Annotated in this window: 16 protein-coding genes; 9 read left to right on the top strand and 7 right to left on the bottom strand. The window is 74.0% G+C overall.

What is annotated here, in order from left to right; translation table 11 throughout:
* Positions 1 to 4: 4 nt before the first annotated feature.
* Both AC3X7Z_RS11925 and AC3X7Z_RS11920 read left to right on the top strand, forming a co-directional pair.
* Positions 5 to 586, top strand: a complete 582-nt coding sequence (locus AC3X7Z_RS11925; protein WP_186342063.1) for a DUF5998 family protein — start codon at positions 5 to 7, stop codon at positions 584 to 586.
* Between the two features lie 10 nt (positions 587 to 596).
* Positions 597 to 1,733, top strand: a complete 1,137-nt coding sequence (locus AC3X7Z_RS11920; RefSeq protein ID WP_489976051.1) for an alkaline phosphatase family protein — start codon at positions 597 to 599, stop codon at positions 1,731 to 1,733.
* A gap of 28 nt (positions 1,734 to 1,761) precedes the next feature.
* Here AC3X7Z_RS11920 and AC3X7Z_RS11915 read toward each other — a convergent pair whose 3' ends face one another.
* A complete protein-coding gene (locus AC3X7Z_RS11915) occupies positions 1,762 to 2,415 on the bottom strand; it encodes a thymidine kinase (RefSeq protein WP_186342065.1) in 654 nt (217 codons plus the stop codon).
* Positions 2,416 to 2,469: 54 nt separating this feature from the next.
* Here AC3X7Z_RS11915 and AC3X7Z_RS11910 point away from each other — a divergent pair, with 54 nt between their 5' ends.
* Positions 2,470 to 3,306: a sulfurtransferase gene (locus AC3X7Z_RS11910; protein WP_489976050.1), complete on the top strand. Its 837-nt coding sequence runs from the start codon at positions 2,470 to 2,472 to the stop codon at positions 3,304 to 3,306.
* A gap of 35 nt (positions 3,307 to 3,341) precedes the next feature.
* Here AC3X7Z_RS11910 and sepH read toward each other — a convergent pair whose 3' ends face one another.
* The gene (sepH, locus tag AC3X7Z_RS11905; protein ID WP_489976049.1) at positions 3,342 to 4,313 is read right to left on the bottom strand and encodes a septation protein SepH; all 972 of its coding nucleotides are present in this window, start codon (positions 4,311 to 4,313) and stop codon (positions 3,342 to 3,344) included.
* Positions 4,314 to 4,443: 130 nt separating this feature from the next.
* Here sepH and AC3X7Z_RS11900 point away from each other — a divergent pair, with 130 nt between their 5' ends.
* Positions 4,444 to 5,079 carry a trimeric intracellular cation channel family protein gene (locus AC3X7Z_RS11900; RefSeq protein ID WP_186342068.1) on the top strand — a complete coding sequence of 212 codons (636 nt, stop codon included), beginning with the start codon at positions 4,444 to 4,446 and terminating at the stop codon, positions 5,077 to 5,079.
* Between the two features lie 25 nt (positions 5,080 to 5,104).
* Here the strand turns inward: AC3X7Z_RS11900 and AC3X7Z_RS11895 are convergent, their stop codons facing one another.
* On the bottom strand, positions 5,105 to 6,427 hold the full coding sequence (locus tag AC3X7Z_RS11895; RefSeq protein WP_489976048.1) for a D-arabinono-1,4-lactone oxidase: 1,323 nt from the start codon (positions 6,425 to 6,427) through the stop codon (positions 5,105 to 5,107).
* Positions 6,424 to 7,626 carry an MFS transporter gene (locus AC3X7Z_RS11890; protein WP_489976047.1) on the bottom strand — a complete coding sequence of 401 codons (1,203 nt, stop codon included), beginning with the start codon at positions 7,624 to 7,626 and terminating at the stop codon, positions 6,424 to 6,426. Before AC3X7Z_RS11890 ends, AC3X7Z_RS11895 begins: the two co-directional genes overlap by 4 nt.
* A gap of 33 nt (positions 7,627 to 7,659) precedes the next feature.
* Here AC3X7Z_RS11890 and AC3X7Z_RS11885 point away from each other — a divergent pair, with 33 nt between their 5' ends.
* The 3 genes from AC3X7Z_RS11885 to AC3X7Z_RS11875 all read left to right on the top strand — a co-directional run bounded on the left by AC3X7Z_RS11885 (position 7,660) and on the right by AC3X7Z_RS11875 (position 10,157).
* Positions 7,660 to 8,778, top strand: coding sequence for a ferrochelatase (locus AC3X7Z_RS11885; protein ID WP_489976046.1), 1,119 nt, complete (start codon positions 7,660 to 7,662; stop codon positions 8,776 to 8,778).
* Positions 8,775 to 9,584: an inositol monophosphatase family protein gene (locus tag AC3X7Z_RS11880; RefSeq protein ID WP_489976045.1), complete on the top strand. Its 810-nt coding sequence runs from the start codon at positions 8,775 to 8,777 to the stop codon at positions 9,582 to 9,584. The genes AC3X7Z_RS11885 and AC3X7Z_RS11880 overlap by 4 nt, the downstream gene beginning before the upstream one ends.
* Before the next feature lie 282 nt (positions 9,585 to 9,866).
* On the top strand, positions 9,867 to 10,157 hold the full coding sequence (locus AC3X7Z_RS11875; RefSeq protein WP_056600397.1) for a DUF4193 domain-containing protein: 291 nt from the start codon (positions 9,867 to 9,869) through the stop codon (positions 10,155 to 10,157).
* 110 nt (positions 10,158 to 10,267) lie between these two features.
* Here the strand turns inward: AC3X7Z_RS11875 and AC3X7Z_RS11870 are convergent, their stop codons facing one another.
* From AC3X7Z_RS11870 to AC3X7Z_RS11860, 3 genes are all read right to left on the bottom strand, one after another.
* Positions 10,268 to 10,903 carry a helix-turn-helix domain-containing protein gene (locus AC3X7Z_RS11870; protein WP_186342072.1) on the bottom strand — a complete coding sequence of 212 codons (636 nt, stop codon included), beginning with the start codon at positions 10,901 to 10,903 and terminating at the stop codon, positions 10,268 to 10,270.
* A gap of 420 nt (positions 10,904 to 11,323) precedes the next feature.
* Positions 11,324 to 11,656, bottom strand: coding sequence for a DUF4235 domain-containing protein (locus AC3X7Z_RS11865; RefSeq protein WP_186342073.1), 333 nt, complete (start codon positions 11,654 to 11,656; stop codon positions 11,324 to 11,326).
* 9 nt (positions 11,657 to 11,665) lie between these two features.
* A complete protein-coding gene (locus AC3X7Z_RS11860; protein ID WP_489976044.1) occupies positions 11,666 to 12,124 on the bottom strand; it encodes a DUF3093 domain-containing protein in 459 nt (152 codons plus the stop codon).
* Between the two features lie 66 nt (positions 12,125 to 12,190).
* Here AC3X7Z_RS11860 and dut point away from each other — a divergent pair, with 66 nt between their 5' ends.
* Complete coding sequence (dut, locus tag AC3X7Z_RS11855; RefSeq protein ID WP_186342317.1) at positions 12,191 to 12,646, top strand: dUTP diphosphatase; 456 nt, start codon at positions 12,191 to 12,193, stop codon at positions 12,644 to 12,646.
* A 43-nt stretch (positions 12,647 to 12,689) separates the two neighbouring features.
* Positions 12,690 to 13,322 carry a DUF3710 domain-containing protein gene (locus AC3X7Z_RS11850; protein ID WP_489976043.1) on the top strand — a complete coding sequence of 211 codons (633 nt, stop codon included), beginning with the start codon at positions 12,690 to 12,692 and terminating at the stop codon, positions 13,320 to 13,322.
* The last annotated feature ends 3 nt before the right edge of the window (positions 13,323 to 13,325 follow it).

Genomic DNA, 13,325 nt, shown 5'->3' with positions numbered 1-13,325 from the left:
CACCATGCCCCGCTCGACCCGTGACGCGGACGTCTCCCACGACCTCCGCAAGGCGATCCACCGCACCGGCTACTACCCCGAGGTCGTCGCCGACGGCGTCTTCTCCGCGGCCGGCGGCGAGGAGGTCCTTTCCTACTTCGTCCACCACGAGACGACGTTCGACCACGAGGAGGTGCGTCGCCACCTGACGGCGCTCCTGCTCACGCCCACCCGCCTGGTGATCGCGCACACCGACGAGCACCCGGGCGACGACCTGCTGCCCGAGCCCTACACGTCGACGACCACCGAGGCGGTCACCCTCACCTCGATCCGCACCGTCGTCGTGACGCGGATGGTCGCCAACCCGACCAAGGGCGTCGCACCGCCCGCCGAGGCCGTGCTGACCATCGGCTGGGGCGGCGTGGGTCGCCTCGACCTCGAGCCGGCCGCCTGCTCCGACCCGAGCTGCGACGCCGACCACGGCTACACCGGCACGCTCGCCGGCGACGACTACACCCTGCGGGTGTCGGCGGCCGCCGAGGGCGCCGACGCCGTGGCCGGCCTGCTGGCGTTCGCCGAGGCGCTGTCGTCCCGCACCCGCGGATGAGCACCCACCGGTGACGGCCGACCAGGCGCCGGCCGGATTCACGGCGCCGGCCTACGGTGACCGCTCGCTCGCCGACGTGGTGCCCTCGGTGGCCCGCGCCCTCGGGGTCGAGCTCGACGGTCACCCCGTCGGGTTCGAGCTCCCGCTGGCACCGTCCTACGTCGTCTTCCTCGTCGACGGGATGGGCGCCGAGCTGCTCGCCCGCTACGCCCACTCAGCCCCCTACCTGTCGTCGCTCCTCGACGGTGCGGCCACCGGCACGGCCGGCGTGCCCTCGACCACCGCGACGTCCCTCACCTCGCTGGGCACCGGGCTGGTGCCGGGCGCGCACGGGCTGGTCGGGTTCACCGCGCGCATCCCGGGCACCGACCGGCTGCTCAACCACCTGTGGTGGGACAAGGGCGTCGACCCGGTCGAGTGGCAGCCGCACCCCACCGCGCTCGGCCGCCTCGCGCACGCCGGGGTGAGCGTCACCTCGGTCAACAAGCGCGACTTCGAGGGCTCCGGCCTCACCGTGGCCTCGCAGCGAGGGACGGCGTACGTCGGGGCAGACCGCGTCGGCGAGCGGATCGCCGCGGCCGTGGCCGCCTCCGCCGACCAGCCGTCGCTGACCTACGTCTACGACTCCGACCTCGACTGGACGGGCCACAAGTTCGGCGTCGCCTCGACCCAGTGGCTGCAGCAGCTCGCGATGGTCGACGCCGAGGCCGAGCAGCTGCGCGAGGCGCTGCCGCCCGCGACCCGGCTCGTGGTGGTCGCCGACCACGGCATGGTCGACAGCCCGCGCGACGCGCGGGTCGACGTCGACGAGGTCGCCGGCATGCGCGACGGGGTGGCGCTGCTCGGCGGCGAGGCCAGGTTCCGCCACCTCTACTGCGCGGCCGGCGCCGTCCCCGACGTGGTCGCGACCTGGCGCGAGGTGCTGGGGGAGCGGGCGAGCGTCGTGACCCGCGACGAGGCCGTCCGACTGGGGTGGTTCGGCCCGGTCGCCCCGGGCGTGCTGCCACGGCTGGGCGACGTGATGGTCGCCTGCCACGGCGGCACCGCGGTGATGTCGTCGCGCGACTTCGCCTACGAGGACACCCTGGTCGGGTTGCACGGGTCGCTCACCTCGGCCGAGATGCTGATCCCGATCCTCGTCGACTGACGCCGGTAGGACCGGTCCGCGGCGCGGGTCAGCCGAACGGCAGCGGCTCCGGCGCCAGCGAGACCGCCTTGGCGCGCGCCGCCGTGAGCCGTCGGCGGTGGTGCTGGCGGCACAGCACCTCGTAGGCCACGTCGGCGGGCGGCTCGTCGACGCTGTCCACGTCGCCCACGACGACGACGTCGCCCTCGACGACCATCGCGCCGTTCTCGGTGCGGGCGTTGTGGGTGGCGCGCTTGCCGCACCAGCACAGCGCCTCGACCTGGAGGACGTTCATCCGGTCGGCGAGCTCGACCAGGCGCGCGCTGCCCGGGAAGAGCTGGGAGCGGAAGTCGGTGAGGATCCCGAAGGCGAACACGTCGATCTGCAGCTCGTCGACGACCTTCGCGAGCTGGTCGATCTGCGCGGCGGAGTAGAACTGCGCCTCGTCGCACACGAGGTAGTCGATGCGGCCCCCGCGGGTCAGGGTGTCGACGACGTAGGCCCAGAAGTCGAAGCCGGCGTCGACCTCGAGCGCGTCGTGGGTGAGCCCGAGCCGGCTGGAGACCACCGCCTGCCCGGACCGGTCGTGGGTCGTGAAGATCCGGCCGACGCGTCCGCGGGCGGCGTGGTTGTGGTTGGTCTGGAGCGCCAGCGTCGACTTGCCGGAGTCCATCGTGCCCGTGAAGAAGTGCAGTTCAGCCATGTCCGGGGAATCCTGTCACAGTGCCGACCCGGAAGGGCGGCTACCGTGCCGCGCATGGACGACTTCTCCCGCGGGCCGCTGGTCAGCCCCGACGAGCTCGCCGCCGAGCGCGCCTCCGACCCCGAGCAGGTCACCGTCCTCGACGTGCGCTACCTCCAGGGCGGGCCACCGGGACGCGGGCTGCACGAGGCCGGGCACGTCCTGGGAGCGGTCTACGTCGACCTCGACGTCGACCTCGCCGATCCGCCGGGCGCCGGGGGCCGCCACCCGCTGCCCGACCCGGCACGGTTCGAGGCGGCCATGCGGCGCGCGGGCGTGCGCGGGGACCGCCCGGTCGTCGTGTACGACGACTGGCAGGGGCGGGCGGCCGCGCGGGCGTGGTGGCTGCTGCGCCACCACGGGCACCGCGACGTGCGGGTGCTCGACGGCGGGTGGACCGCCTGGCTCGAGGACGGCCATCCCGCCGAGACGGGGCCGGTGGACGTCGCGCCGGGCGACTTCACGGTCGCGGCGGTGCCACAGACGCCCGTCGTGGGGCCCGATCAGGTGCTCGACGTCGAGGTGCTCGTCGACGCGCGGGCGCCGGAGCGCTTCCGCGGCGACACCGAGCCCGTCGACCCCGTCGCCGGTCACATCCCCGGCGCCGTCAACGTGCCGACCACCGCCAACCTCGACGACCGCGGCCGGTTCCTGCCACCGCCGCTGCTGCGCGAGGCGTACGCCCGTGTCGGCGCCGACACGGCCGCGTCCGTCGCGGCCTACTGCGGCTCCGGCGTCACCGCGGCGCACGACCTGCTCGCGATGGAACTGGTGGGCATCCGCGCGGCGCTCTACCCGGGGAGCTGGAGCGGCTGGATCACCGACCCCGACCGGCCCGTCGCGACCGGCTGACGGTCGCTGACCGGCGCGTGGACCGGGCGCGACCCTCAGTCGCCCTTGCCGCCGCCGAACATGATCTCGTCCCAGCTCGGCACCGACGCCCGACCGCGCTTGCGGGTCGGCTTGGACCGGGGCTCGCCCGTGGCCACGTCCGACTGCGGGTCGGACTGCGGGTCTTGCCGGTCGGACTGCTGCTCGGTCGCGTCCGGCGTGCGAGCGGCGCCACCGCTCGGGGTCTCGTGCTCGTCGCGGTGGGCCGTGACGGGCCGGTCGGCGCCCAGGCCGGGGTCGGCGAGCTCCATGGTGGTCTCCTCGGGGGAGGCCTCCTCGCCGGTGACCATCTCGATCGCGTCGTCGCCCAGGGGCACGTCGCCGTCCACCGCGCTGAGGCGACGCTGGCGCGCGGCGGTGAGGTCGTCGGCGGCCGGCGAGCTGGTGGCGGCGGGGGCGGCGTCGCCGACGAGCCAGCGGGCGTCGTCGTCGTCGATGGTGACGAAGCTGCCGCGCGGGTCGTGGGAGAAGGTGGCGGTGCCGACGCGGCCGGCCACCTCGTAGAGGGCCGTGAGGGTCCACCGGCCGTCCTCGCGGCGCCAGGCGTCCCACTCGATGGTGGCCGGGTCGACGTTGTGCGAGCGCAGGTGCGCGCTCACCGCCTCGCCCAGCGTCCGGGCACCCGACTCGCTGGCGCGGCGGCGTACGGACGCGAGCTGGGCGCGCTCGGCGACGTGGGCGCGCTCGGCCATCACCGGCGCGGCGAACGGCATGATCTTCTCCACCGAGGTGCCCGCCGCGTGGGCGACCGCCTCCGGTGACTCACCGGCTCGGATGCGCGTCTGGATGTCGCGTGGACGGAGGCTTGATTCCATCGGGATCTCCAACTGGCCGTTGCTGTCGTGGGCGCCGGCGAGCGCGCGGCGGAGCCGGGCGTCGATCGCCAGGGTGTGCTCCTGGCCCGACTCGTCCACCAGCAGCAGGCGCTTGCGGTCCCTGCTGCGTCCGGTGAACGTCAGCTTGGCCATCGACGGCGGGCTCCTGCCTGGCTGGTGGTCGGGGGATGGTCGCGGGTGCGGGTGGCATCCGTGCGCTCGAGCCTACGCCAGCGCAGCGCGCCGGAGCGGGCACCTCCGCGGCGCGCCCTAGGCTGGAGTGGTGCCCGTTACGGACTTCGCGACGACGATCGTCGCGCTCGACCTCATCGGGATCTTCTTCTTCGCCGTCGCGGGCGCGCTGGTCGCCGTGCGCCGCAACCTCGACCTGTTCGCGGCGCTCGTCCTGGGCGGGGTCACCGGGCTGGGCGGGGGCATCATCCGCGACGTGATGATCGGGGACACCCCGCCGGCAGCGCTGGCCGACTGGCGCTACCTGGTCGTCCCGGTCGTCGCGGGGTTCCTCACCTTCACGTTCCACCCCACGGTGGGGCGGCTCGAGCGGGTGGTCACGGTCTTCGACGCCGTCGGCCTGTCGATGTTCTGCGTCACCGGCGCGCTCAAGGCGGTCGACTACGGGCTCGACCCGGTCGCCGCCGCGCTGATGGGCATGGTGACCGGCATCGGCGGCGGGATGATCCGCGACGTCCTCGCGGGCACCGTCCCGGTCATCTTCGAGGGCGTCCTCTACGCCACCCCGGCCCTCGCCGGGGCGGTCGTGGCGGTCCTGCTCGACCGCACCGACCTGCCCCTGCTGGTGGTGGCGGCCGCGGGGTTCGCCACGTGCCTGGTCTGGCGGCTGCTCGCCCTCGTGCGGGGCTGGCAGGCGCCGCTGCCGAAGGGACCCGCCAGCGTGTGACCCGTCCCGCGGGTCAGTCGCCGGGTCAGTCGCCGAGCACCCGGCGCAGGTGGGCGTTGGCGAAGACCCGGTCGGGGTCGAGCCGGTCGCGCAGCGCCAGGAAGTCGTCGAACCGGTCGTAGGCCGGCGCCAGGTCGGCGTCGGTGCGGGTGTGCACCTTGCCCCAGTGCGGCCGCCCGCCGGCCTCGCGCAGCACCGGCTCGAGCCCGCCGAAGTAGGCCGTGTGGTCGGTGTCGGCCGGCACGTGGAAGGCGAGGTAGAGGGTGTCGCGACCGTGCGCGGTCGACAGCGCGACATCGTCGGCGGGCGCCGTCCGGACCTCGACGGGGAAGGCGATCCGCCAGTCGCTCGCCTCGACGATCCGCCGGCACTCGCGCAGCACGTCGAGCCCGACCTCGCGCGGCACGGCGTACTCCATCTCCCGGAAGCGCACCCGTCGCGGGCTCACGAAGACGCGGTGGGCGACGTCGGTGTAGCGGCGCTCGGACAGGGCGCGGCCGGCGAAGCGGTTGATCCGGGGGACCACGGCCGGGGCCCGCGAGCCCACCCGGCACAGCGCGCCGAACGCCGTGTTGGAGACGAGCTCGTCCTCCCACCACGCGGCGAGCGCGGACGGCGGCTGATGCTCGCCGGGGTCGAGGTCGGTGCGCACGTTCTGCTTGACCAGCATCCGGTCGGTGTGGGGGAACCAGTACATGTCGACGTGGTGCGCGGCGGCCACCATCTCGTCGTACGACGACAGCGCCCCGTCCCAGTCCATCGGCTGCTCGTGGGCCTCCACGACGAAGAGCGGCTCGACGTGGAAGGTCAGGGTGGTGAGGATGCCGAGCGCGCCGAGGCCGACCCGGGCCAGGTCGAGCACGTCGGCGTTCTCGGTGGCGGTGGCGCGGACCACCTCGCCGGTGCCGGTGACGAGCTCCAGGCCGGCGACCTGGGCAGCCAGCCCGGCAGCGGTGCCGCCCGTGCCGTGCGTGCCGGTCGAGGTGGCGCCGGCGAGCGTCTGCTCGGCGATGTCCCCCATGTTGTGCAGGGACAGCCCGAGGCGCTCGAGTGCGAGGTTGAGGTCCTTCAGCGGCGTGCCCGCCAGGGCGGTGACCGTCATCGCCTGGCGGTCGACCGCGACGATCCCACGGAGCCCGTCCGGTCGCAGCAGGGTGTGCTCCGGGGCGGCGATCGCGGTGAAGCTGTGCCCGGTGCCGGTCATCTTGACCGTCGTCCCGGCCTCGCGGGCACGGCACACGACGTCGACCACGTCGTCGACCGAGCGCGGCGTCTCGACGTGGCGGGGGACCGCCTCCTCGAGACCGGACCAGTTGCGCCAGAGGTGGCCGTGCAGGGCGGGGCTCATGCCCGCAGACTAGGGGCCCGGTCCGCCTGGCGTCCGCCACGTGCGGTCTGCGCCGCGAGCGCCCCCAGCAGGCCGCCGGCCAGGGCGACGGCGTACGCCGCCGAGGCGCCGCTGTGGTCCACGACGAACCCGGCGATGCTCGCGCCCGGGGCCACCCCCGCGACGATCCCGGTGTGCAGGATCGCCATCCCCTCGGTGAGACGTCCGGACGGGACGCCCTGCTCGACCATCGTCATCGCGCTGATCATGGTCGGGGCGATCGCCAGCCCCCCGACGAGCAGCACGACCGCCATGAGCGGGATCGAGTCGACGAACATCAGCGGTGCCATCGCCAGGGCCATGGCGGCCGAGCCCCAGCGCAACCGCACCTCGGGACCGCTGCGCCAGGCGACCGCGCCGGTGACCAGCCCGGCGACCAGGCTGCCGAGGGACCACACCGCCAGGAGCCAGCCGGCCACCCAGCGCTTGCCGTGCTCCTCGGCGAAGGCGACGGTGGTGACCTCGGCGGCCCCGAACAGCGCGCCGAGCGTCAGGCAGACGAGCGCGAGCGGCAGCACCAGGCGCCACGGCATCGGCGCCCGGACCTCTGTCGGCGTCGTGCGGCCGGGGGGCGGCTCGGTGCGTCGCTGGGCCGCGAAGGCGTACGTGCCGACGAGCCCGCTGACGATCGCCGCCGTGAGTCCGGCGACCGGGTGCCAGTTCGTGGCGAGCAGGGTGACCAGCACGGGGCCCACGACGAAGACCACCTCGTCGAGCACCGCCTCGAGGGCGAAGGCGGTCTGCTTCTCGCGGGGGTCGTCGAGCAGGTGCGACCAGCGCGTGCGCACGCTCGCGCCGACCTGGGGGAGCGCGGCCCCGGCGACTGCGGCGAAGACGTAGGTCCAGATCCGGGGCCAGTCCTGCTCGACCGCGAGCATCATCAGGGCGAGTCCGGCGGCGAACACCGAGATGGCCAGCGGCAGCACGCGGGACTGGCCGTAGTGGTCGACCCACCGGCCGTGCAGCACCGCGAACGCCGCCTCGGCGAGCACGAAGACGGCCGACACCGTGCCGGCCAGGCCGTAGGAGCCGGTGCGCTGCTCGACGAGGAGCACGATGCCCAGTCCGACCATGGCGATCGGCAGCCGGGCGACGAGGGCGGCGCTGCTGAACGCCAGCGCACCCGGGCGCGCCAGCACCCGGCCGTAGGAGTCGAGCATCACGCGCATGGTAGGCCGCTCTACGCTGGCACCATGAATCCTGCGGGTCGCCCCGACGTGAAGCCGTACGACGCCCTGCTGGTCCTCTCCTTCGGGGGCCCGGAGAGGCCGGAGGACGTGGTGCCGTTCCTGGAGAACGTCACCCGTGGCCGGGGCATCCCCCGCGAGCGTCTCGAGCAGGTGGGGGAGCACTACTTCCTGTTCGGCGGCAAGAGCCCCATCAACGACCAGAACCGCGCGCTCATCGCGGCGCTGGAGAAGGACTTCGCCGACCAGGGGATCGACCTGCCGGTCTACTTCGGCAACCGCAACTGGGAGCCCTACCTGGCCGACACCCTCGCCCGGATGGCCGCCGACGGCGTGCAGCGCGCCGCGGTCTTCGCCACCTCGGCGTACTCGTCGTGGTCGTCGTGCCGGCAGTACCGCGAGAACCTGTGGGACGCGGTCGAGCAGACCGAGGGCGCGCCCCGGCTCGACAAGCTGCGGCAGTACTACAACCACCCCGGCTTCGTGGAGCCGGTCGTCGACGCGTGCCTGGCGGCCCTGGCCGACCTGCCCACCAACGGCGAGGAGGCACACCTGGTCTTCGTCACCCACTCCATCCCCACGGAGATGGCCGAGACGAGCGGAGCCCCGCCGGAGGCCCACGCCCAGCCGCGCGGCGCCTACGTCAAGCAGCACCGCAGCGTCGTCGACGAGGTGGCCGACCGGGTGAAGGCGGCCACGGGCCGCTCCCACCGCCACGACCTCGTCTACTGCTCGCGCTCGGGGTCGCCTGCGACGCCGTGGCTCGAGCCGGACGTCAACGACCACCTCGAGGGGCTGGCCAGCGACGGCGTGAGCCAGGTCGTGATGGTGCCGATCGGCTTCGTGTCCGACCACATGGAGGTCATCTACGACCTCGACACCGAGGCGATGGCGACGGCCGAGCGCCTGGGCATGCGGGCGGTCCGCGCCGCGACGGCCGGCACCGACCCGCGGTTCGTGGCGATGGTCCGCGACCTCCTGCTGGAGCGGGCGGCGACCGAGCGCGGGGAGCGTCCCGAGCGGCCCGCCATCGGCTCGATGCCCGCCGGTCCCGACATCTGCGGGGCGGGCTGCTGCCCCAACGCGCGCGGACCCCGCCCGGCCCTCTGCGGTGCCGACTCGTGACCGTCACGCCCGTGGAGCTGCGCGACCTGGCCCGCACGCTCGCCCACGAGGGGGCCGCCCTGGCCCGTGAGATGCGGCTGGGCGGGATCGACGTCGCCGACACCAAGACCAGCGCCGTCGACGTGGTCACCGAGGCCGACCGTGCGGTCGAGACGCTGCTGCGCTCGCGCCTCGCCGCCCAGCGGCCCGACGACGCCGTCCTGGGCGAGGAGGGGGACGACCGGTCCGGATCCTCCGGCGTGCGGTGGGTCCTCGACCCGATCGACGGCACCGTCAACTACCTCTACGGCCTGCCCGACTGCGCCGTCTCGGTGGCCGCGGAGGTCGACGGCGAGGTCGTCGCCGGAGCCGTGGTGACCATCCCGACCGACGTCGAGTACGCCGCCGCCGTCGGCCAGGGCGCCACGCGCGACGGCCGCCCCATCGGCGTACGCCCCTCGCCGCCGCTGGCCGAGCGGCTGGTGCTGACCGGCTTCGGCTACGAGCGCCGGGTGCGCGAGCACCAGGCCCGCTGTGTCGCCGCGCTGCTGCCGGAGGTGCGCGACATCCGCCGGATGGGCTCGTGCGCGCTCGACCTGTGCCACGTGGCGGACGGCAGCGGCGACGGGTACGTCGAGGCGGGGCCCCAGCCGTGGGACTGGTCGGCCGGCGGGCTCGTGCTGCGTGAGGCGGGCGGTCGCTTCGCGCTCCTCGAAGGGACCTTCGACGTCGAGGAGCACGCCGCGCGCCGCGTCGTCGTGGGCGCGCCCGCCGACGGGTGGGACGACTTCGTGGCGGCGATCACCGAGGCCGGCTTCCTCGCCTGACGGCGGCGCGGGACGGGCGTCCGGGCGCGTCCAGGCCCGTCCGCGAGCCGCTTCCTGGCCCGTCCACGGGGACCCTGAGGGGGTCCGAGGTACACCTGACGAGGTGGGGCGAGCGCGGGAATACCCAGACCTTGCCCACTGTTCAGGCGACACGTTCCGGACCGGCTCACCACGGGGCCTGTCCATGGTGCACAATCTGGCGCCGACGACGCGCACAAAACCTTCGGACGACCCGCCGCAATCCGGTCGGGTACGAGTCCACAGCATTGGGGAGAGATTTCGATGGCCACCGACTACGACGCACCGCGCAAGTCCGAGGAGGACCAGAGCGAGGAGAGCATCGAGGAGCTCAAGGCCCGACGCCACGACAAGAACTCGGGCAAGGTCGATGAGGACGAGACCGAGGCGGCCGAGTCCTTCGAGCTGCCGGGAGCCGATCTCTCGCACGAGGAGCTCGCGGTCGAGGTCATGCCTCGACAGGACGACGAGTTCACGTGCATGAGCTGCTTCCTGGTGCACCACCGGTCCCAGCTCGCTGATGAGAAGAAGCTCATCTGCCGCGACTGCATCTGACCGGCACCACCTGACTCGACAGCGCCTGGTCCTCGCGAGGGGGCCGGGCGCTGTGTCGTGCGCGGCGGGTGACGGCGGTCCGGCGGCACGTACGGCGGCCCGACGGCTGCTCAGGCTGCGAGGCGCCGGGCTCGCAGGGCGCGCTCGCGGCGCGCCTGACGCTCCTCCTCGAGGTGCTCGGCCTCGGCCACGAGCTGCCGGAAGGACGGATGGTCCGCGGGCGTCCCGTGGTGCCTGCGCTCGATCGCCCTCATCCACCGAGCGACGCGGTAGCGGACCGAGGGCACGCCGAACCGGCGCGACAGGTCGCGGCTCCGGGCGTACTCGACGCTCGTCATCGTCCTCAGCGCGCGTGGCACCCACCACCCGGTGACCCGGAGGTCCACGTGTGCGGGATAGCGGCTCCCACCGCGGGTGCGCGCGCCGTCCTCACGCATCGGCTCCACGGGTTCGCCGGTCCACTCGTCGCGGAGCGCGACCCCGATGCCGGCGAGCCGCAGCAGCTGCTGCAGGACGTTCGCGCGCGGGCTCGTACGCGCGGTCTCCCAGCGGGCGACCATCGACTGGGACACCCCCAGCACCTCGGCCAGCCCGCGCTGGGACACGTCGAGGATCCGCCTGATGCGTCGCACCAGCCCCGGCACGTCCCCCTCGACCGGCCCCATCAGCAGCAGCCAGTCCTGCCCGTCCTCAGTCAGCTCGATCGGGGCCCCGGGTGGCCCGGGTGCCGTCGCGGTGTGGCCCATCCGCCGTCCTCCTCTGCGATCGCGTGTCGTCGTACGAGGAGCGAACCGCGCACCGCCGACACCCGGCGCCATCCGTCCACAAGCGAGCCCCTCACACCGTCCCAGGCCGCTCTGTGGACGCCCAGCGGCCAGCCGGGCGCGCTGCCGGCCGACCCCCGCCCTCGGTGCTGGCCACTGGCCAGTGAGTCGCTGGGAGACTCACTGGCCAAAGGCCGGGGTCGGCGGGGGTGGCAGAGACATTGAGTCGCTGAGCGACTCACTGGCCAGTGGCGACGGTGGGTGCAGCACGCGTAGACCGTGGGTGTGCCCGGGCGGAGAGGGCCCGGTCGGCCCAGGGCGGGCGTGGGGTGCCCTGCGGGCGGGCGGGGCGCGACGACCTCGGGATGCCTACCTACGGGCGCGGGGCGGCCCGGTGGTGGCTCAGGACTCGGGGACGGGGGCCCTGTCGGCGTCCTGGCCGTCCTTCTTGAGCTGCGGGGGGAGGTGGCCGGTCGACTTGGCGTAGTACTGCGCGGTGCGGCGGGCCGCGAACATGCGCGCGACGCCGATCAGCGTGCCGCTGACGGCCGCCCACAGGACGGCCTCGCCGACGCTGACGTCGGGGTCGGCGGGGTTGGCGGGCGGGTTCTTGCCGGTGGCCGCGCGCCACGAGGTGTTGAGGGCCTTCTTGGCCACCGCCGCCGCGGCGATGGCGGCGACGAGGGAGAACGCGGAGTAGAGCTTGCTGTTGTCCGAGGAGGAAGAGGAGGCCATGTGGTCACCCTACCCAGCAGATCGGCGCACCCGCCCCGCCTCGAGGGCTGAGACGAGCTCTTCGGGGCGACGAGTGCTGACCAGCCAGTAGGGGGTCGGGTCGGAGGGATCCGCGATGTCCACGCGCACGCCGCGCTTGATGTAGGGACGCAGCAACAGGTAGGCCCGCGCGTCCGCGTCGACGCCCGCCTGACGGCGTACGCCCTCGGCGTCGAGCGGCGTGACGTCGCCGATGAGCTCGAGCGGGATGTGTGCCCGGCCCGCCCGGAAGGTCGTGCTGTCGACCGAGACCCGGGGCCGGCCGTAGGCCCCCAGCAGGGCGACCAGCAGCAGCATCGCGACGGCCGTGATCGTCCAGGCGATGGCCTCGGGGGTGGCGGCGAGGACGGCCAGCCACAGCGAGGCCACGAGCATCGTGCCCTGCACCCACCAGCGCAGCGGAACGGTGAGGCGTTCGGCGTAGTCCACGGCGCAGAGCCTATAGATTCACTTCTCGTGCCCGACCACGACCCGACCCCTCGTCCCGCGCCCGACCTGGAGCCCGACCTGGACGTCGCGGTCGTCCGCCTCGACCCCGACCTCCCGCTGCCGTCGTACGCCCACCCGGGGGACGCCGGGGCCGACCTGCACACGACCGTCGACCTCACCCTCGCGCCCGGCGAGCGGGCACTCGTGCCGACCGGGATCTCGATCGCGCTGCCGGACGGCTTCGTCGCCCTGGTGCACCCCCGCTCGGGCCTGGCGCACCGGCACGGACTGTCCATCGTCAACACGCCCGGCACGATCGACGCCGGATACCGCGGCGAGATCAAGGTGCTCCTCGTCAACCACGACCCCGGTGAGCCGGTGAGCCTGGCCCGCGGCGACCGGATCGCCCAGCTCGTCATCCAGCGCTTCGAGCGAGCGCGGTTCGTCGAGGTGGGGGTGCTGCCGGAGTCGGTCCGGGGCGCCGGGGGCTACGGTTCTACAGGTACCGGTTCACGTCGATGAGCCGAGGCCCGTTCGAAGGAGCGCTGATCGAAGGAGTGCTGACGTGAAGTTCCGCCGTAAGGCCGACCCGTCCTCGGAGACCGCAGACGCGACCGACGACACCGCTGCCACCGGTGCCCGGGAGGCGCCGACCGGAGGCCCCTTCGACGCCTCGCAGGTCGAGGGCGACGGCATCGAGCGCGCCGACCTCGGCTCCGTACTCGTGCCGGCCATCGCCGAGCTAGAGCTGCGGCTGCAGGTCGACGAGAAGAGCGGCCAGGTGCGTGCGGTGATGCTCGCCGGCTCGGACGGCGCGTGCGAGTTCCAGCCGTTCGCCGCCCCCCGCAACGGCGACCTGTGGTCGGAGGTGCGCCCGCAGATCGCCGCGGACATGGTCCGCCGAGGCGGCCAGGCCACCGAGCGTGAGGGCCGCTGGGGCACCGAGCTGGTGTGCCAGATGCCCGTCAAGCGCCCCGACGGGACGACCGCGACCCAGCCGTCGCGCATCGTCGGGATCAACGGCGACCGCTGGATGCTGCGCGCCTCGTTCCTCGGCCGACCGGCCGTCGACCCCGACGCGGCGCCCGAGTGGGAGGACGCCCTCGCGCAGGTCGTCGTACGCCGAGGGGAGCAGGCGATGCCCGTGGGTGAGCCGCTGCCCGTGAAGCTGCCCGACGACGCCCGCCGGGTCAGGTGAGCG

The sequence above is a fragment of the Nocardioides sp. Z24_21 genome (assembly GCF_058134345.1).
Note: the sequence above shows the minus strand (reverse complement) of the source record. Positions and strands in the feature narration are given on the sequence as shown.